Consider the following 21,232-nt stretch of genomic DNA (forward strand, 5'->3'; position numbering starts at 1 on the left):
GATTTATTAAATTTAAATCAAGAAAGGTGTGTGATTGGAACAAAATAGTATGCATACATAATAATTTTAAGAAAAAAACTGCATTTATCTTAAAAATTCAATAAATAGTGAAAAAAATTACCAATAAAAAAGCGGGATGTAAATCCCGCTTTGAATATTATGATTATTATATGTTTTATTCTACTGTAACCGATTTAGCAAGATTACGCGGCTGGTCAACATTACAACCTCTCATTACAGCAATGTGATAAGACAAAAGCTGTAAAGGGATTGTAGTAATTAATGGAGACAACGCATCTGAAGTTTCCGGAATTTCAATTACATAATCAGCTAATTCACGAACCTGAGTATCGCCTTTGGTAACAACGGCAATGATTTTACCGCTTCTGGATTTTATTTCCTGAATGTTACTAACAATTTTATCGTAATGGCCTTGTTTCGGGGCGATAACAATAACGGGCATTTGCTCATCAATTAAAGCTATTGGACCATGTTTCATTTCTGCAGCAGGATATCCTTCTGCATGAATATAAGATATTTCTTTTAATTTTAATGCACCTTCTAGGGCTACAGGAAAATTATAACCGCGTCCCAGATACAAACAGTTAGGAGCATCTTTAAAAGCTGCTGCAATTTCTTTGGCTCTTTCGTTTGTGTCGAGGGCTTCTGCCACTTTTTCAGGAATTATTTCCAATTCTTGTAAAAAGGTGTGGAAGTCTGTGTTTGAAAGAGTTCCTTTCGCTTTTCCTAATCTTAAAGCGATCATAGTCAAAACTGTAATCTGGGTAGTGAAAGCTTTAGTAGAAGCTACTCCAATTTCAGGTCCTGCATGGGTGTAAGCACCGGCATGACTTTCTCTTGAAATTGATGATCCCACAACATTACAGACTCCAAATACAAAAGCGCCATTTTCTTTTGCTAATTTAATAGCGGCCATTGTATCAGCAGTTTCTCCTGACTGGGAAATAGCAATAACAACATCGTTATGATTAATGATAGGATTCCTGTATCTAAATTCTGAAGCATATTCTACTTCAACAGGAATACGTGTGAATTCCTCAAAAATATATTCTGCCACCAAGCCAGCGTGCCATGACGTTCCACATGCAACGATAATAATCCTGTTTGCATTCAGGAATTTCTCAATATTGTCTTCAACACCCGCCATTTGTACAATTCCTTCATTTGCATGAAGTCTTCCTCTATAGGTGTCTTTGATGACGCTTGGCTGTTCATAAATCTCTTTCAGCATGAAATGATCGTAGCCTCCTTTTTCGATTTGCTCCAAATTCATCTGAAGTTCCTGAATATAAGGATCAACTAATGAATCATCTTTTATTTTTCTTATTTTAAGAGGCTTATGTAATCTGATATTAGCCATTTCACCATCTTCCAGATAAATAGCATTTGATGTGTATTCTATAAATGGCGAAGCGTCAGAAGCAATAAAAAATTCATTTTCACCAACACCAATAGCTAAAGGACTTCCTAATCTCGCTGCGACAATTTCGTTAGGGTTTTTTTTGTCAAAGACAGCTATTGCGTAGGCACCTACTACTTGATTTAAAGCGATTTGAACTGCTTTTCCAAGCTTTATATTTTCATTTTTTTGAACTTCCTCAATAAGATTTACTAAAACTTCAGTATCTGTATCCGATTTAAAAGCATATCCTCGTTTGATCAACTCTTCTTTAAGTGGAGCGTAGTTTTCAATAATTCCATTGTGAATAATAACTAATTCTCCTGAATTTGAAAGATGTGGATGAGAGTTTACATCGTTAGGTACTCCGTGAGTTGCCCAACGGGTGTGACCAATTCCAATAGATCCGTTAATTGTGAAATCTGCTTTTGCTTTTTCCTCAAGATCCGAAACTTTCCCTTTGGTTTTGCAAACTTTAATATTTTCCTGATCGTATAACATTACGCCGGCACTATCATATCCTCTGTATTCGAGGCGCTTTAATCCTTTGATAACAATAGGATAAGCCTCTCTGTGACCTATATATCCAACAATTCCACACATATGTTATTTTTTTAATTTGGTTTCGTGTAGTAAATTTCAAGCTTTAATCTCTTAGCATCATCCTCAGGAAGATTGCTTCCGTACAATACTGTCCCTAAAGGGCTCATTACTGATGCTGTCGGAACTTCAGTTATAAAGCTTTCATCATTAATTTTAGGCAAAAGTTTAGTTTTATCCAGCTTAGATGATGCAGTTATATTGATGTCTTCAGTAACCACTAAGCCAAGTTTTACATTGGCAACATCAGCGTTTTTAATCATATTTCGGATATGATTTGTAATTCTTATTTTGTAAGTTGTACCTCTCTTACTTGTTGCATCTAAATTTATCATACCGTTAAAGACAACTCTAGATTTTTTAGGGTCACCATTAAGACTTGTAGTACGGTCTACAGTATAATCAGTAAGGACAGTATTATTGGTTAAATCATATAAATAGATTCTGCCAGGTTCAGGTGCAACAGTTTTTGGGTCAGTTCCAATTAAGCTTGCCATTTTTTGCGAATCAATAGTAAATACTAAATTAGCTTCATTAGCCAGCCATCTTTTAGAGGTAACATTGTTTCTGATTTCGTCTAATTCATCAGGTACACTATTTGGAGTATTTTCCCAATCTCCATTGTCCTTGTATCTTCCTAAGTCAGTTTTGTCAAAAAGTTCAATAACTGCCATTGATCCCTGACCTCCTTTTAAATATAATCTTTCGTCTGGCGTAACATCGTTTTCTGTAGCACTTGTGTAATAAGCATCAGATGCAGGACCGCTTCTTTCTTCTTTTAAAAGGCTTGTCGTATTTCCTGTTAAATTTAGAACCAAAGTCTTTGATTCCATTGTGTCAGCAGCATCAGTTGTTGAAGCAGTTTTGGCTTTATAAAAGATGTTTATTTTTCCCTCACTGAATTTTATCATTGCCATACTGGTTGTAATGCTTTCAGTTGATTTTTCTACTTTGAAGTAAAGTCCTCTAAAATAGTTTTTAAACACATCATCTGAAGCTAACTTGCTTGCTGGTGCATCAAATATTTTAGTTTTAAAAAAGTTTTTATCCAAATGCAGGCGCATTTCAGGTTTAATTCTTTTAATAACTTCTGCAGCAGTTTCTGTTTTTGGAGTTGTTTCTTTTATTTCTTTTGAATTAAAAAAGAATCCATTGTTTTCAGCAGAATTTGCTGAATTGTTTAATCTCGCTCCAAATACGCTAGTGTTAGTAGTAGCTTGTGTTTCGAAATCACTATTTCTGTCTGTATTGTAAAATTTACTTACATCATAATTGTTGGCATTGTAATTATTTAGGTAAATTCCTGATTCGTATACGCTTAGCTTTATTTTTCCGGTTTCAAGACCATAGATAGAATCCAATTCATAAATTGTTTCTCCTTTATCTGTAATAGATTTGGCAGTGCTAAAATAAGGTATATTTAAAGTAACACTATCAATTACAACTCCTTCTCCAAGAGTTGGGGCATAAGATGACAAAGCTACCTGAGTATTAAAATTGGCTGTAGTTAATCCAAAAACAGGATTATCATAAATACCCAATGCATTTATAGGTAAATTATTAGAAGCTACAGGAGTTACTTTTTGATTAAAAGCTGTAACACTATAATCTTCTGCTTCCAGATCAAAATTATTATCACCGATTAAATCATCACCAATGGAGTTGAAATCTTTATCACAGGAATAAAATACAGCAACTGCTGCTATTAAAAGAATTTTCTTAAAAAAAGAAGTATTGTACATGTTTTGTAATAATGTTAAAATTTAAAGCCCCATAGTTCTGTAGAAATTTGTATACGCTTCTGCGAATGCATCTTTCGTGGCGAAAGGTAAAAAAGGTTTTCCTGAAGATTCTATAAATTTTGTTAAACTTGGAGATACGTTTTCAGAAGCAATGATAACTGCATCAGAATGTAAAATGCTTGCTTTTAGAATATTTTCGTAATTTGGAGTTTCTAAATCTGCGATGTTCTCATGTGGGACACCATCAAATTTTACTTTGTTGATCATTTCTAAATCCAGATTTTCATCAAAAGACTGTCCGTAAACTGAGGTCACAATTTTAGTTTCAGAAAATAAAGCTTCATTTTTATAATAATGTTTCATATATATGGGCAGCATAGCAGCCAGCCAGCCATGTACGTGAATGATATCCGGAACCCAGTTTAATTTTTTTACTGTTTCAACCACACCTTTTGCAAAGAATATTGCTCTTTCATCATTGTCAGGATACAAAACACCTTCTTCATCAGCAAAAGTTGCTTTTCTTTTAAAATATTCATCGTTATCAATAAAATAGACCTGAATTCTTTCTTTCGGAATTGATGCTACTTTAATAATCAAAGGCATATCTAAGTCGTTCACTACCAAATTCATCCCTGAAAGTCTGATTACTTCGTGTAACTGATGTCTTCTTTCGTTTATGTTTCCATATCTTGGCATGAAAATTCTTATTTGTCCCCCCTGATCATTTATCATTTTGGGAACATCGTAAGACATTAAAGAAACCTCATTTTCAGCCAAATAAGGCACGACTTCAGATGATACATATAATATCCTCTTCTCTTTCATAATAGTATTTTACTTAATTTTTGGTAATAAAAACGTTGCAAAATTACAAAATTTTATGCAGTTTCTAACTAATATATTATGTTTGCACTAAATTTTAATAATACTGCCATGCATATTTTCTACGGAAAAGTAGCCCTGATAGCCTATTTAAAAACTATCAAAACAACAAATTCGACTATAGGGTTTGTACCAACGATGGGCGCTTTACACCAAGGGCATCTGGCTTTAATGCAACGTTCGCTTAAAGAAAATGATGATACAGTTGTGAGTATATTTGTGAATCCTACACAATTTAATAATAAAGAGGATCTCGAAAAATATCCCCGTACACTTGAAGAGGATGTCAAAAAGATGCGTGGTTTAAGTGATAAAATAATTTTATATGCTCCATCAGTAGATGATATTTATGAAGGAAAAACAATGTCACAATCCTTTGATTTTGATGGGTTAGAAAATCAAATGGAAGGAAAATTCCGACCAGGGCATTTTAATGGTGTCGGAACTATTGTCAAAAGGTTGTTTGAAATTGTTTCGCCAACAAATGCTTATTTTGGGGAGAAAGATTTTCAGCAGTTACAGATCGTAAAAAAAATGGTCGAAAAGAATCATCTGCCGGTTCATGTAGTGGGCTGTCCTATTTTTAGAGAGGAAAACCAATTAGCAATGAGTTCCAGAAATGAACGTTTGACTCCTGAAGAGCGAAAAGAAGCGGCTATTATTTATAAAACCTTAACTGAGGCTAAAGAAGTATTCTGTACAAAAGGGCCTCAGGAAACCATCGAATTTGTAGAAAATTCTTTTAAAGACAATGAAAGATTTGACCTCGAATATTTTGTAATTGCTGATGAATCGACATTATTACCAATAGAGCATAAAATTAATGACAAAAAATACCGTGCATTTATAGCGGTATTTGTTAATTCTATAAGGCTGATTGATACCATTTCATTAAATTAATTTACCTTTGCAACATGCAAATTCAAGTTATAAAATCAAAAATTCATCGTGTTAAAGTAACCGGAGCCGATTTAAATTATATTGGCAGTATCACTATCGATGAAACTTTACTGGACGCCTCAAATATTATTGAAGGTGAAAAAGTATCTATTGTAAATATCAATAACGGAGAACGTTTTGAAACTTATGCTATTAAAGGTGAGAGAAATTCTGGCGAAATTACCCTGAATGGACCCGCAGCCAGAAAAGTACAAAAAGACGATATTATTATCATTATTTCATATGCAACTCTGGAATTTGAAGAAGCAAAAACCTTCAAACCGTGGATCGTTTTTCCTAATGAAAATGATAATTCGCTAACCTAAATTTCTTAAGTTTTATTTATGCTTAATTGTTTGTCAAATTCATTTTGAACAAGCTGTTTTCTTTTGTCTTAAATTTCTTTTCTTTTTAAAAACTCTCTTTAACAAAAAAGCAAATAAAGTACTATATTGCCATCTCATTTTTTAATACTTTTTAATTCTCCCCAATCATGAAAAAAGTTTGTTTATATTTTGCTTTATTAATCTCTGTTGTTGCTTTTGCACAAAAGACATTCGACAATATTAAATCGGAAAAACTTGGTACCGATAGAAGAATAACGATTGGTCTTCCTGCTTCTTATGAAACCAATCCGTCTAAAAAATATCCCGTTTTATATCTATTGGATGGTGATTATTTATTTGATGCTTTTTCAGGTGCAATAAATTATGGTGTTTATTGGGATGATTTACCTGAAATGATTATAATAGGAATCCATCAGAATCATGATGGAGAACGCTATGATGATTCTATGATTGACCAAAATGTAGGAGTACCATTTGAAAAAGGGGAAGAATTTTTTGAGTTTATCGGAGGAGAATTACTTCCATATATTGAAAAAAAATACCGAACCACACCCTTTAAAATTATTGCAGGACATGATATAACGGCAAGTTTTGCGAACTTTTTTTTATATAAAGACAGGCCGCTTTTTAACGGATATATTTGTTTAAGCCCTGAGCTTGCACCAAAAATGGAGATTCGTATAGCTGAGAAATTCGCTCAGGTAAAAGAACCTTTTTTTTATTATTTGTCAGCAGGTGAAGGAGATATAAAAAAGATTAAAGAACCAATTGAAAAATTAGACAGCAATATTAAAATTGCCAATAATCCGTTGGTAAACTACAAATATGATGTGTTTAAAAATGCAACCCATTATACAGAAGTTTTGTATTCGATTCCAAATGCCTTATATCATATTTTTGAAGTTTATAAGCCTATTAATTCTGCTGAATTTAAAGACAAAATCGCTGTGCTGAAATCGGGATATGCAGATTATCTTGATAATAAATACAACATCATGTCAGAAGTTTTAGGAGTTGATATTCCGGTTAGGATGAATGACTTTAAAGTTATTGAGGATGTTATCCTTAAAAATAATGCTTACGACGAATTAGCAAAATTAGCAGAAATTGCAAATGTTGATTATCCATTGGCAATGTTGGGTGAATATGAGTTAGGTCTGATGCATGAAAAAATGGGAGAACCAAAAAGAGCCTCAAAAAGATATCAGAATGCTTCACAAATGCAGCCAATTGGTGAGTTGACAAAAGATTTGATGTACGAGAAAATTGATGAAATGAATACGCTTGCAAAAAAAACAAAATAATGTCTAAAGTAAAAACTTCCTTCTTTTGTCAAAATTGCGGAACACAATATTCCAAATGGCAGGGGCAGTGCAATGCCTGCAAAGAATGGAATACTATTGCTGAGGAAATTATTCAGAAGCAGGAAAAAGTCGCCTGGAAAAGTGAACCCTCTTCGGCAGGAAAAGCACCAAGACCATTAAAAATTACTGAAATTGATTCGGCTCAGGAAATCCGGATGGATACTACTGACAGCGAATTGAACCGTGTTCTTGGTGGAGGAATTGTTCCCGGATCTTTAACGCTTTTGGGTGGGGAGCCCGGAATTGGTAAAAGTACCCTTTTGCTCCAGATTTCATTAAAATTACCTTATAAAACTTTGTATGTCTCCGGTGAAGAAAGTCAGAAGCAGATAAAAATGCGTGCCGAAAGAATTACGCCAAGCAGTGAAAATTGTTATATTCTGACGGAAACCAAAACGCAAAATATATTCAAACAGATTGAAGCTATTCAGCCTGAGATTGTTATTATCGATTCGATTCAGACCCTTCATACCGATTATATTGAATCGACAGCCGGAAGTATATCTCAAATCAGGGAAACTACTGCCGAATTAATCAAATTTGCAAAAGAAACCAATATTCCGGTTATTTTGATCGGGCATATTACCAAAGACGGAAATATCGCCGGACCAAAAATTCTGGAACATATGGTGGATACCGTTTTACAATTTGAAGGCGATCGAAATCATGTTTACCGAATTTTACGTTCTTTAAAAAATCGTTTTGGTTCAACTGCAGAACTTGGAATTTACGAAATGTTAGGAAGCGGTTTGAGGGAAGTAAGCAATCCGTCAGAAATCCTAATCTCGCATAAGGATGAAGAGATGTCCGGTACAGCTATTGCTACTACGATGGAAGGTATGCGACCACTGATGATTGAAATACAATCGCTGGTGAGTACAGCTGTTTACGGAACTCCGCAGCGAAGTACAACGGGTTATAATGCTAAAAGGCTAAATATGATTTTGGCTGTCCTTGAAAAAAGAGCCGGTTTTAGATTAGGTGCAAAAGATGTTTTCTTAAACGTGACTGGTGGAATTTCGGTAGATGACCCTGCGATTGATTTGGCTGTCGTGGCTGCCATTTTATCATCAAATGAAGATATTCCGGTAACAAAAGGTTTCTGTTTTGCCGGTGAAGTTGGTCTTTCTGGTGAAATTCGTCCAGTAAATCGTGTCGATCAAAGAATTCAAGAAGCTGAAAAATTAGGCTTCAACACAATCTTCGTATCGAAATACAATAAAATTGCCTTAAAAAATACTGGAATCAAAATTGAACTCGTAGCCAAAATTGAAGACGTGGCCAGTATTCTGTTTGGCTAATTTTTTATAAAACTTGCTCATGAAATTTCCGAAACAAAAAATATTCAAAGCCTTAAGAATACTTACAGTACTAATTATACTGATTTGTATTGCGCTATACTCTTTTCGTAACTCACTTTTAAAACAAGCTATTGCTAAAGTCACTCATAAAATGGCGGTTGATTACAATAGTGATTTTTTAATAAAGGAAGCATCTTTTGATGGTTTGTCAGGAATTAAATTAACGGATATTAGTCTGGTACCTAAAAATGCCGACACTCTTTTTCACATTAAAAAAGTAGAAACTACTATCAGCCTGAGTAATTTGCTAATTGGTGATGTTCAGCTTGGAACTTTAAAAATTAATGACGGCTATATTCAACTGGTTAAAAAAGGAAAAATTAGAAATTTTGATGCTTTTTTAAAAAAGAATGATACTGAAGAAACATCAGATGAAAAACGTAAATATGCTGACGTTGCTTACGGTATTATTACAAAACTATTGAATCTGGTTCCGACCGATATGAAATTGGAAAACCTGAATTTTAAAATTGATGATAATGGAAAAAAAGCCACTATTGCAATTAATAAATTGGTTTTAGAAAATAAACAGCTCATGACAAATCTGCATGTTAAAAGCAGGAATTTTGACCAGCGCTGGAATATCAAAGGATTTGCTGATCCCAGAAATAAAAAGGCTGATATTCGGTTTTTTAATCTGGATACCGGTGCCATCAGGGTTCCTTATCTAGATCAACGTTACAACTTAAAAGCAAGCTTTGATTCGATACGCTTAAATGTGGCAAACATTGACAAAGACGGTAGTGAATTGCATATTGACGGTTATACTTCTATTGCCAATTTAAAAATTAACCATCCCAAAATTGCCAGTAAAGATGTTGTAATTAAAAATGCCCGTTTTGATTATCGATTTCTATTAGGTTCTGATTTTATTTCTATTGACAGCACTTCAACCATGCAGCTGAATAAAATAAAAGTAAAACCTTATGTTTCTTATAATACTGAATCAGATACCGTTTATACTTTGAAAGTTGATATTCCAAAAATGACGGCGCAGGATTTTATCGTTTCATTGCCTGATGGATTGTTTACCCATTTTCAGGGAATGGAAGCGACCGGAAAATTTGATTATAAACTGGATTTTAAATTCAATAAAAACAAACCTCATACTTTAGTTTTTGACAGTAAACTCAATAAGGAGAACCTGAGAATTACCAAATACGGAGAAGCAAATCTTACAAAGTTAAACGGAGAATTTGTATATCGTGCCATTATTCAGAATGTGTTGCAACGCCCTGTTTTTGTTGGAAGTGCAAATCCGAATTATACACCTCTGGATCAGATTTCGCCTTATTTGCAAAAGTGTGTATTGACTACTGAAGATCCGTCATTTTTTTCGCATCGCGGCTTTATCAATGAAGCATTTAAACAGTCAATTCTAAAAAACATACGTACCAAAAAATTCTCTCGTGGTGCCAGTACCATTAGCATGCAATTGATTAAAAATGTTTTCCTGACACGTGAGAAGACGCTTTCGCGAAAGCTGGAAGAAATTTTGTTGGTTTATATTCTTGAAAATAACCGCATTGTAAGCAAGGAAAGAATGCTGGAAGTATATTTCAACATTATCGAATGGGGACCAAATGTATACGGAATCGGAGAAGCAAGTCAATTCTATTTCCAGAAAAGTCCCGCAGATCTTAGCGTAGATGAATGTTTGTACTTGGCCACTATTATTCCGAAGCCCCGAAAATTCATGTATCAGTTTAATGATGAAGGAAACTTAAAAGATTATGCATTGCAGAATCAAAAATTCTTAAAGAACTTAATGTTTCGCCGCGGCCTTTTAATTCCGGAAGATACACTGGGGCAATTGCCGGTTTATATTTCCGGAAATGCACGTTCTTTAATCAAGATTAAAGTCCCGGATTCGACTGTAGTTCCGGTTGATTCTTTGTCATTGGGGGATGAGTTTGATTTGTAGAACATGAGAAAACGTAACTATCTATCTAAAAGAATTGGAGCAGCTCTGATCGATTTACTTTTGTTTGCATTAATATTTAAGGCTGTGGAACCATTTTTATTTTATGACCACAGTCGTGATCCAAGAAATACTGATAATAACGGTTACTTTTTTTTAGTATTTTATTTGGTATATCTTTCTCAGGACATTTTTATGAATAAAACTATTGGAAAACATATATTCAAATTAGAAATGACGTTTGATAACGTGCAAGAACCTAATGGTTATAAAAAATATTTTAGAATAATAATAAGACGGATTTTTGATTTATTTGAATTAGTCTGTCCTTTTATTTTTTTACTCTCCATTATTTTAACAAAGAATAACCAAAAACTAGGAGATATAATTTCAAAAATAATTATCAAACCAAAAACAATAGAATAATGATATACTGCTTATTTAGCGTAATTTCAAGGCAAATCCAATTCTATTTAAAATTTTTCAAAAATTCTTCTTTATAAGTCGGAGAAACTTCAATTTCAGAACCATCGTTAAGGGTAATAATTCCACCTTTATTATACGATTTCACACAATTCATATTGATGATATGCGATTTGTGAACGCGAATAAAAGGCAAAGGCAAAATTTCTGAAAAGTGTTTTAAAAATCGGCAGACCATTTTTTTGTTCCCATTATTCAAATACAAATCGGTGAAATTTCCGTTTCCGCGGAGGCGAACGATTTCTTCCATTTTAACAACTTCGAATCCTTCTAATGTTGGCAGAATGACCTGTTGTTTTTCGGGTTTGGATTCATGAAAATTGGCAACAATAATTTTATTTCTGTTGAAGATTTCATGATTCATAATTTGATGATGCACCTTATTTACAGCCACAATTAATTCTTCAATAGAAATGGGTTTCAGTAAATAATAAGCAGCACTTTGGTTTAGGGCTTTTAAGGAATATTCAGAAAAAGCGGTTACAAATATGGTTTCGAATTGTAAATCTTTACAAGCTTCCAAAACATCAAAAGCATTTCCAAAAGGCATTTCGACATCCAGAAAAACCAATTGTGGCTTTATCTCATGCAAAAGCGGAACAGCTTCATTAATATTCTGCGCTTCTCCCACAACTTCAACCTGAGGGCAATACTTGCTTAGATAATTTTTGAGTACTTCGCGTGCTGCGAGTTCGTCTTCTACAATTACACTTTTTATTTTTTGAAAAGTCATCATATCTTATCAATTAACGGAAAAATAATTTCAACTATGGTTCCGGATTCCGGCAATTCTTTCTCTCTTATGGTAAAACAAATGTTTTTTTTGTACAATTGATTCAGCAAACCGATTCGTTCTTTTGTATTATTCAGTCCTCTTGACTCGTGTGCTTTTTGGTTGCTTGTTTTGAGTTCCCGGCTTTGGGTTAAACCAATTCCATTGTCCTCAATAGCTACAATTACTTTTTCGTTATTGTATTGAAATCGGAGATGTAAAAATCCTTTTTTATCAAGATAACGCAGGCCATGCCAAATTGCATTTTCTAAATGTGGCTGAATAATCATATTGGGTACAAAAACAGTTTCAGTATCAAGATCTTTATCAACCGTAATTTCAAAATCAAATTTATCCTGAAAACGCAAATGTTCCAGATCCAGATATTTTTGTAATTGGGCTACTTCTTTATCCAGAATGATGAAATCCTTATTAGAATTTTCCATCATATCCCGCATCAAAGTAGAATACGAAGTGAGGTATTTATTGGCTTCGAGTTCCTTGTTTTCAGATATGAACTGATTGACACTGTTGAGACTATTAAAAATAAAGTGCGGATTCATTTCACGGCGTAAGGACTGCAAAGCGATTTCCTTGTTCTTTGTTTTGATGGAATAAAGTGATTTTACAATAAAAAGGAACAAAAGCAAAAGCAATAAGATCGATCCTAAAAGAAAATAATTAAAGGTGTTTTTCTTTGTGATTAATTCATCTTTAAGTGATTTTTCTTTTTCTAATTGCCTAATTTTACCTTCTGTAACCTGGAATTTTTTAGTGTTGATTAAGGTCGTGTCTGATTGGATTAACTGATCGAAATTTTTAAGAAACCCTTCATAAAGCGCCATGCTTTCTTTTTCATTTCCTTCAGCTTTGTAATATTTTACCAGTTCAGATAATGTTTTTTTTGCTTCCGCTGAATTTCCTTTATTGTAGGCGAGATCATAAGCTTCTTTTAAAGATAAAAGTGCTTTTTTGGGTTCTTCTTTCTTAAAATAAAGCGAAGCCAATGACTGTAATTGCTTTATTTGGGTATTAAAATCCTGTCTGGTTACCGCTTCTGTCAGAAGTTTTTCATTGATATCAATTGCTTTCTCGAACTGATTATCTGATGCATACACATTTGCTATTTCATTTTTTAGATTGATAACGGCTTCGGGTTTGTCTTTTGCATAAGCAATTGCTTTTTTATAACTTTCTATTGCAACTTTTTTATCTTTTAATTCTAATGAATTTTGGGCTTTCTGAACATAAGCTTCTGTAACTTCATTACCTTTCTTTTCCTTTTTAAGCAATTCAATATTAGAGTCTACATAATTAGTCTGCCCCGCAGGATTGGCGTTGTTACGTAACCGATTTGCATCGTTTAAATTGATCTTTTCTTCAGAGACGTCTTTTGCCAATGAACCTGCGACTTCATAGTTTTTAATAGCTGAGTCAAAATTTTTCTGATTCTCCTGTACTTTGGCAAGGCTTCGTGTCACACGTGTTTTATCTTCGGTGAGTTTAAGCTTTGTATAGCTTATCAATGCTTTCTTATAGTATTCCTCGGCCTTGGCATTATTGCCTTTATCCTGAAATTCATTGGCCAGAGTTTCATAGTTTTTGGCAATTTGTCCTTCATCGTTTACATCCAGGGACTTTTCCAAATTTTTTACCGCTTTGCTCATTTTTGAGACCCGGACCGCTTTCTTTTTAGAAATAGAATCTTGTGCCGCTATTCTAACAGAAAATAACAGAAATAAAAATATAGAAAAGATACCTACTAATGATAAACGTTTCATGGTACTACAAGTTTTGCTGTGCTATGTAAAGTGTTTTTTTAATCTGTATGAGGCTGATATGCTTTGCAACTAAAAACCTTCCGATAATAATGTAAAGTAAAGTATTTTATGTTCCGTTTACAACTTGTTTCACCAAGTCAGAATACTGTTTTACCATTTGTCTAAAAAATGTGTTTTTTATGTTTATAAGTTTGATCTGTAATCATCCAATTAAAACTTATAATTATGAAATCAAATTTATTTATCACAGCACTTTTGGCAATTCTAATCAGCTTTGTAAGTTGTAATTCATCAAACGCAAATCCAAAAAAGAATGACCGAATTAAAAAACCGGCTGCAACAGAAAACGCAAAAATACAAGTTGCCCTTTTATTGGATACTTCCAGCAGTATGGACGGATTAATCGATCAGGCCAAATCGAGGCTTTGGAATATTGTCAATACTTTGACGACATTGAAATACGATGGAAAAACACCTGATATTGAAATTGCTTTGTATGAATATGGTAATGATGGTTTATCGCAGCAATCTAATTATATCCGACAAATTACGCCACTTTCGACTGATTTGGATCTGATATCCGAAAAATTATTTGCTTTAAGAACCAATGGGGGAAGTGAATATTGCGGAGCCGTAATTCAGGATGCTACGAAACAATTAAAATGGGCGTATAAAGACAGTAATATGAAGCTTATTTACATAGCCGGAAACGAAGATTTTAATCAGGGCGGAATCAATTATAAAGAAGCGATCAGTGATGCTTTAAAGCATGATATTTATGTAAATACCATTTTTTGTGGTGACAAAACCGAAGGAATTAATACACACTGGAAAGACGGGGCTGATCATGGAAAAGGAAAATATTTTAATATTGATTCGAACGCATCCGTAAGATACATCGCTACTCCGTATGATGATGAAATTTCAAAATGTGATGAAAGAATCAACAAAACTTACATTAACTATGGCTCAAAAGGACATGAGAAGAAAATGAACCAAAATATTCAGGATCAGAATGCAAAAAAAGTTTCGGCAGCTAATTATACAGAACGCGCTGTGAGCAAATCAAAAGCGGTTTATAAAAACGAAAGTTGGGATCTGGTAGATAAAGTAAAAGATGATGCAGGGGCTATTTCTAAAATGAGGAAAGAAGAACTGCCTGCAGAATTACAAAACAAATCGGCAGAAGAATTAAAAACTTTCGTGGCTCAAAAATCAAAGGAAAGAGAAACCATCCAAAAAGAAATTGCGGTATTGGCTAAAAAACGTCAGGAGTATATCGAGGCTGAGTCTAAGAAAAGTAAAAAACAGGATGATCTGGGCAATGCCATCAATACATCGATACTTGGTTTTGCAAAGGTGAAAGGCTATGTGGTTGAAAAATAACAACTGTTCAAAAATCAATTGGTAAAATATGACAAAAAATGTTTTCATCTTGCTTTTGATTGGAATTTTTAGCGTGAGTTTTGCATGCAGAAATAACAACGCAAAGTCTTTAAAAACTATAAAGTCAAAACCGGTTTATTCTTATGAAGAAAAGTTAAAAAGGGAGATAACTGAGATTCGGAGATTTTTTGGGGAATCTTCTAAATATAATTCAGATGTAGCTTTCTTTTTAGATATGAAGATAGAATCAGGAAAAAACCGGTTTTTTATTTACGATTTAAAATCAAACAGAATAACCGGAAAAGGTTTGGTGGCTCATGGCTCCGGGTCAGAAACAGGAATTCCGGGAAAACTAGCTTTTAGTAATGTAAAGAATTCTAACTCCAGTTCTTTAGGAAAATATGCAATTGGAGGTTCATACTCAGGAAGATTTGGAAAAGCTTATAAATTGTACGGTTTGGATGTAACAAACAGTAATGCTTTTGACCGAAACATAGTGCTGCACCAATATGTTGCTGTTCCCTTTGAAGAACAACCATACCCTATATGTAACAGTCTGGGCTGCCCAATGGTAAATGAAAAGTTTTTTGGAGTTATTGAAAAACTCATTGATAACTCAAAAAAGAAAATCATTCTGGTTATTTATTATTAAGCAGATTCTAAAAATAAATCCCGATGACTGATGGCTATCGGGATTTTATGTTTTCTAAAAAATTTGATTTATGGTGCAGGATCAGGAATCATAGTCTGAACTTCATCAATCTCAGCCAAGATTTCTTTTGAAAGTGTTACGTCAACAGTTGCAATATTTTCTTTTAACTGATCTAATGTTGTAGCACCAATAATCGCACTGGTTAAAAAAGGCTGTTGCAATACAAACCCTAAAGCCAGTTCAGTCAAAGTCAATCCGTGTTTATGGGCAATTTCCTGATATAAACGTGTTGCTTTGGTGCTTTCTTCACTATTATAACGTTTGTATTGCGGAAAAAGATTGATTCTGGCATTTGGGTGAGGTTCTCCGGTTAAGAACTTGCCCGATAAAACTCCAAAAGCCAATGGAGAGTAAGCTAACAATCCTACATTTTCATGAATGGAAACTTCTGCAGAACCAACTTCAAAAAGGCGGTTTAATAAATTATACGGATTTTGGATGGTTTTGATTCTGGGTAAATTTTGATATTTACTTTCTTCCAGAAAACGCATCATTCCCCAGGCATTTTCGTTTGAAACTCCCAAATGTTTTAGTTTACCTTCTTTAATCAAAACATCAAAAGTTTCAAGGACTTCCCTGAAATTATCTTCCCAGGCTTCATCCTGGACTTTAAATCCGCGTTGACCGAAGCAATTGGTTTTTCGTTCCGGCCAGTGTAACTGATACAAATCAATATAATCCGTCTGAAGTCTTTTTAAGCTGTTTTCTAAAGCATATTTGACGCTTGCGGGAGAAAAATCGCCCTTTTCGCGCATATAGGTAAAATTTGGATTTGGGCCAGCAATCTTTGAAGCTAAAACTACTTTATCACGATTTCCTGTTTTTTTGAACCAGGTACCGATAATTTTCTCAGTGCTTCCATAAGTTTCTTCTCGGGCAGGAACGGAGTACATTTCGGCAGTATCAAAAAAGTTGACTCCTTTTTCAAGAGCATAATCCATTTGATAATGCCCTTCGGCTTCAGCGTTTTGTTCTCCATAAGTCATAGTCCCAAGGCAGATTTTGCTCACTTTTATATTGGTGTTGGGCAGCGTAGTGTATTTCATATTTTGTGGCATTGCAATATTTTCTCAAAGATACAACCGTATTTCTTAAATGATAAAGTTACAAAAGTTAAAAAGTGCTTTAGTTTTCATCAAAAATGCAAGATATTGATTCAGCGAAATTTAATTTTTGTCTCTCTTTTTTAAAACATTTGGTACTGAAAATCAGATGTTTTATGTTTTTAAGAGTAGTAATTAACTTGTTATATATGGGCTGGTACATGGTTTTTATTGTAGGTAAATACTTCTGATACTTACTTTTTTCATTCTAAAATAGGTCGCTCATCGACTAATAATGTTTTTCATCTAAAAGGTATGAAATTTCATAAAAAACCTGATTTTACTGGCTATTTTTGCACCTATCCTATTGGAAATTGATTGGAAGAATTAAAATCCGTCCTACGGTTTTTTACGTAGGTAAGAATAAATTAATTTTGTAAGATGATATTCTGTTTCAATGCCCTATAAATTCATAGGACTATTGCAAAAAAACAGAAAAGTCTTGTCATAAAGAAATGCTTTTATAAGAATTAATGATGTTTATTATGAAGAAAATTTTACTTATTCTCCTTTTTACTGTTTTTTACACAAATGCAAATGCTCAATGCTCAATCACATCAACCACTAATGCATCAGCTCTTACTTGTGGCACTTCGCCTTTATCTTCATGTGGAGGAATTTTATATATTGGCAATGGGACAAATGCTATGAGTTTGAATATGAATCAAAATTTAGATCTTGAGTGTTTAGGTGCGATTCAACTTATAGTGAGAAATAATGCTACTTTAGATTTTTCAGGAGGTAATTATGATTTAAAATTAGCTTCAGGTTCTTCTGTTGTATTTCAAACAGGTTCAAATATTTATAGTGGTGGAGGTTGTAGTGCATCTGACAGAATTTATATAGGAGGATCGGTTGTGGCAAATTGTAATGGTAGCGGTAGTACACCTTCATTCTCTCAAATAGTTAACAATGGAGGCATTAATCAGGCAGGAATTTTGTCAGGTAATCAATATATATGTACTTATGGTACGAATACAACAACTTTTACTTCTACATTCACCGGAGGAACCTGGTCTACTAGTAATTCTTCAATAGCTACTGTAAATTCTTCGTCAGGTGTTGTAACCGCAGTAGCTGTAGGGACTGCAACAATAACTTATACCAAATCTGGTGTAACAGCTACCCGAATTGTGTATGTTGCTAATGGGCCATCTGCAAATGCAGTTGTAACGGGGCCAACTACCCTGTGTCAGGCTACAATAGCTAATTATACGGCAAGTGCGGTTTCAGGGGCATCGTCTTATACATGGTCTTATGGAGGTTCTGGTGCAACTATTACCCCAGCTACTGATGGGCTTTCGGCCAGTATTTCTTTTAGCTCGGCAGCAACTTCAGGAAATCTTAAAGTGACTACTACAAATCGCTGCGGTAGTGCTGGAGGAGGAAATGAAATTTGGATTACGATTAATCCAATAATTACTGCTATTCCCGTGGCGACCTCTATAAGTGGCAATTTACAATGTGATTATGCTGAGCCAAGATGGAACACAGTATCTAATGCAACTGGATATTATTTAGATATTGCCACCGACAGTGGATTTACGAATTTTGTTACAGGCTATAATAATTTTTTTGTTTCGGGTAACAATTCCAGTAGTCCGGCATATAATCTTCCGGCAGGAGTTTTATACTATAGAGTTAGGGCATACAACAGCTGTACAACAACTGCAAATTCTAATACTGTAAGTTTTCAGACAACAGCACCGCTTGGAGGCTCGGTTGCACCGGCACAGACTATTTGCTCAGGAAATTCTGCAACATCAAATCTTACATTGAGTGGTTATTCAACCACAAATACAGCAATAGTTAAATGGCAAAAAGCCAGTGATCTGGGATTTACTTCTAATGTATCCAATATTTCTGAAACAACCAATGTTTTGTCTATCGCTAAAATAGGTGTTTTAACTTCAAGTACTTATTTTAGGGCACTTGTTCAAAATCAATTTGGATCATGGTGTATGACTTATTCTACACCTGTATTAATAACAGTCAACAATACAATTTCAACGGCTTCATCAACCCCAACGGTTTGTATTAATACAGTATTAACTCCAATAACTCATACAGTGATTGGTTTTACAGGTATAGGAACTGTAACTGGTTTGCCAGCTGGAGTAACTTCATCTTTATCGGGCAATACATTAACCATTAGTGGTACTCCTACAGCTTCGGGAACTTTTAGTTATACTATTCAATTAACTGGGGGGAGCTGTGGAGGCGGTACAGGAAATGCTACGGGAGTTATAACGGTAAGACCGGTTTTTACATCAGGAACTATAAGTAATACAGGAGAAACAATTTGCAGTAATACCATTCCGGCGTTAACAATAGGCAGTACTACTGCTGCAAGTGGTGGAAACAATACAATTACTTATCAGTGGCAATATAGTACAGATAATAGTTTTGCAACAGGAGTAACCACTGTTAATAGTAATACGGCAACTTATAACCCCACACAAACTTTAACACAAACGACTTATTATCGTCGTCAGGCAAGAGATGGAAGCTGTAATACTGCATTTACAAGTTCAGCAAATATCTGGACTGTAACTGTTTCAGCAAATACGTTTTCAGTAGCCCCAACAGGAATCACCGGAACAACGACAATTTGTAATGGAAATTCTACTATGCTTACAGTAAATGGAGGCTCAGCAGGAGTAGGAGCAACAGTACAATGGTTTACAGGTTCTTGCGGAGGTACATCTATAGGGACTGGAAACAGCATTACGGTTTCACCAACATCGAATACAACTTATTATGTGAGATATAGCGGGACTTGTAATACAACTACTTGTGCTTCAGTCACAGTCACAGTAAGCCCTAGACCAACACCAACATTTACAACACCTGCCGTGGCTCAAACTTGTGCAGATGTACACATGACTTATGCTACTCAGACTGGACAATCTAATTACGTGTGGGCTGTTTCAGGTGTGTTAAATACAGATTACAAACTTATTGCAAGAGGTACCGGTACAGATTATGATATTGTAATCGAATGGTTAACAAGTGGGACTAAAACGGTTACAGTTAATTATAATAATTCAAATGGCTGTAATGGAGCCTCGGCAGCAACTTATACAACTCAGGTAACAGCAATTGACAGAGGACAGGTAAACGGAGGAAGAGAAGATTTGTGCAAAAGTGATCCACTTCCAACATTAACGTTGCATAGTATTTCAGGAAATACAATTCCTTATACTGTTGATCCTTCATTGGTTGTAAAATGGCAGTATAACGATGATATTAATAATTCAGCAGCTACCTGGTTTGATATTCCGGATCCGCAAAATGTTGTTAATAATGTAACTTATACGCCTCAGGCATTTCCGGGAGCTTTTAGAACTTACAGAGTTGTATTGCAAAACGGATCCTGTACAAAAGAGTCTATAGAAACCAGAATTGCAATAGTTGCTTTTAATGCTCCAACTTTTGGAACAATAACCTATCCAACTTGTACAGTTGCTACTGGTAGTGTGGTTTTAAATAATTTACCATCAGGAAACTGGACATTATATCGTAACGGAACTCTTGTAACAACAGGATCAGGAACTAGCTATACTCTTTTAGGTGTCGCAGCAGGTACTTATACGTTTACAGTTAAGGAAGGGAATTGTACTTCTGATGCTTCTGCAATATTAAACATGAGTCAGGTGGCCAATACCTGGGATGGTACAAAGTGGTCCAAAACGGGTGATACTACATTGCCAACTGCCGGAGACAAAATCGTTTTTGAAGGTAATTATACTGTAACAAATGATATAACGGGATGCAGCTGTACGGTAAATTCTGGAAATGTAATTGTAAATTCTGGAAAAACCTTAACGATTAAAAATGAGGTAAATGTTAATGGAGGAACTTTAACATTTGAAAATAATGCAAGTTTACTACAAGATGTTAATACAACAGCAAACAACAACTCGGGTTCTATCACTTACAAGCGTTCCTCACAGGCTATGAAGCGTTACGATTTTACCTATTGGTCCTCACCTGTAGAGAACCAAACGTTATCTAATTTGTCACCTAATACCCGTTGGGACAAATACCTTTCTTATACAGGAGCTGTTTGGAAAGAAGAGTTGAGTTCAGGTGTAATGCAGCCAGGTATCGGTTATATCATTCGTGTTCCTGAACCGAATGTATTATACCCTAACGGAGAGTTTTGGAATACGGCGAGCTATGTTCAGAATCTTTCATTTACCGGTAAACCCAACAATGGAAACATTACCAGCAGCCAGTATATGGATAAAGATAAATATTACCTGATTGGAAACCCTTATCCTTCGGCTATAAATGCAGATGATTTTTTGTATGGTAATGCCAATAATAGTAATATCTTAGGCGGAACAGTGTATTTCTGGACGCACAATACGGCTATTAAATTAGTCAATTCTAAATATGCTTATGTTTCAG

Annotated in this window: 15 protein-coding genes; 9 read left to right on the top strand and 6 right to left on the bottom strand. The window is 34.5% G+C overall.

Annotated elements, in window-relative coordinates:
* Window positions 1-175 precede the first annotated feature (175 nt).
* From glmS to DMB65_RS14950, 3 genes are read right to left on the bottom strand one after another with little or no spacing between them, the layout of a single operon-like run.
* Window positions 176-2,023, bottom strand: coding sequence for a glutamine--fructose-6-phosphate transaminase (isomerizing) (gene glmS / locus DMB65_RS14940; RefSeq protein WP_110307442.1), 1,848 nt, complete (start codon window positions 2,021-2,023; stop codon window positions 176-178).
* An 11-nt stretch (window positions 2,024-2,034) separates the two neighbouring features.
* Window positions 2,035-3,762: a DUF4270 domain-containing protein gene (locus DMB65_RS14945; RefSeq protein ID WP_110307443.1), complete on the bottom strand. Its 1,728-nt coding sequence runs from the start codon at window positions 3,760-3,762 to the stop codon at window positions 2,035-2,037.
* 21 nt (window positions 3,763-3,783) lie between these two features.
* Window positions 3,784-4,590: a glycogen/starch synthase gene (locus DMB65_RS14950; RefSeq protein ID WP_110307444.1), complete on the bottom strand. Its 807-nt coding sequence runs from the start codon at window positions 4,588-4,590 to the stop codon at window positions 3,784-3,786.
* A 78-nt stretch (window positions 4,591-4,668) separates the two neighbouring features.
* Between DMB65_RS14950 and panC the strand changes: the two genes are divergently transcribed.
* From panC to DMB65_RS14980, 6 genes are all read left to right on the top strand, one after another.
* On the top strand, window positions 4,669-5,547 hold the full coding sequence (gene panC / locus DMB65_RS14955; protein WP_110307445.1) for a pantoate--beta-alanine ligase: 879 nt from the start codon (window positions 4,669-4,671) through the stop codon (window positions 5,545-5,547).
* 14 nt (window positions 5,548-5,561) lie between these two features.
* Window positions 5,562-5,912 (top strand): aspartate 1-decarboxylase, encoded by a 351-nt coding sequence (panD, locus tag DMB65_RS14960; protein ID WP_031456621.1) that lies wholly within the window; start codon window positions 5,562-5,564, stop codon window positions 5,910-5,912.
* Between the two features lie 167 nt (window positions 5,913-6,079).
* Window positions 6,080-7,237: an alpha/beta hydrolase gene (locus DMB65_RS14965; protein WP_110307446.1), complete on the top strand. Its 1,158-nt coding sequence runs from the start codon at window positions 6,080-6,082 to the stop codon at window positions 7,235-7,237.
* Entirely contained in the window at window positions 7,237-8,598 is a 1,362-nt protein-coding gene (gene radA / locus DMB65_RS14970) for a DNA repair protein RadA (RefSeq protein WP_110307447.1), read from the top strand. The genes DMB65_RS14965 and radA overlap by 1 nt, the downstream gene beginning before the upstream one ends.
* Before the next feature lie 19 nt (window positions 8,599-8,617).
* The gene (locus DMB65_RS14975; protein WP_110307448.1) at window positions 8,618-10,582 is read left to right on the top strand and encodes a transglycosylase domain-containing protein; all 1,965 of its coding nucleotides are present in this window, start codon (window positions 8,618-8,620) and stop codon (window positions 10,580-10,582) included.
* A gap of 3 nt (window positions 10,583-10,585) precedes the next feature.
* On the top strand, window positions 10,586-11,005 hold the full coding sequence (locus DMB65_RS14980; protein WP_110307449.1) for an RDD family protein: 420 nt from the start codon (window positions 10,586-10,588) through the stop codon (window positions 11,003-11,005).
* Between the two features lie 43 nt (window positions 11,006-11,048).
* Here DMB65_RS14980 and DMB65_RS14985 read toward each other — a convergent pair whose 3' ends face one another.
* Window positions 11,049-11,798, bottom strand: coding sequence for a LytR/AlgR family response regulator transcription factor (locus DMB65_RS14985; RefSeq protein ID WP_110307450.1), 750 nt, complete (start codon window positions 11,796-11,798; stop codon window positions 11,049-11,051).
* Window positions 11,795-13,501, bottom strand: a complete 1,707-nt coding sequence (locus DMB65_RS14990; RefSeq protein ID WP_230470686.1) for a tetratricopeptide repeat-containing sensor histidine kinase — start codon at window positions 13,499-13,501, stop codon at window positions 11,795-11,797. The genes DMB65_RS14985 and DMB65_RS14990 overlap by 4 nt, the downstream gene beginning before the upstream one ends.
* A gap of 339 nt (window positions 13,502-13,840) precedes the next feature.
* Between DMB65_RS14990 and DMB65_RS14995 the strand changes: the two genes are divergently transcribed.
* Together DMB65_RS14995 and DMB65_RS15000 are read left to right on the top strand one after the other, a co-directional pair.
* Window positions 13,841-15,001, top strand: a complete 1,161-nt coding sequence (locus DMB65_RS14995) for a vWA domain-containing protein (RefSeq protein ID WP_110307452.1) — start codon at window positions 13,841-13,843, stop codon at window positions 14,999-15,001.
* Window positions 15,002-15,029: 28 nt separating this feature from the next.
* A complete protein-coding gene (locus tag DMB65_RS15000; RefSeq protein WP_110307453.1) occupies window positions 15,030-15,653 on the top strand; it encodes a murein L,D-transpeptidase catalytic domain-containing protein in 624 nt (207 codons plus the stop codon).
* Between the two features lie 68 nt (window positions 15,654-15,721).
* On the opposite strand, the gene DMB65_RS15005 is transcribed toward DMB65_RS15000, so the two are convergent.
* The gene (locus DMB65_RS15005; RefSeq protein WP_110307458.1) at window positions 15,722-16,759 is read right to left on the bottom strand and encodes an aldo/keto reductase; all 1,038 of its coding nucleotides are present in this window, start codon (window positions 16,757-16,759) and stop codon (window positions 15,722-15,724) included.
* Between the two features lie 542 nt (window positions 16,760-17,301).
* Here DMB65_RS15005 and DMB65_RS15010 point away from each other — a divergent pair.
* A partial coding sequence (locus DMB65_RS15010; protein ID WP_449403996.1) for an immunoglobulin domain-containing protein occupies window positions 17,302-21,232 on the top strand: 3,931 nt, incomplete at its 3' end.

Source organism: Flavobacterium cheongpyeongense (genome assembly GCF_003202435.1).
Taxonomy (GTDB): Bacteria; Bacteroidota; Bacteroidia; order Flavobacteriales; family Flavobacteriaceae; genus Flavobacterium; species Flavobacterium cheongpyeongense.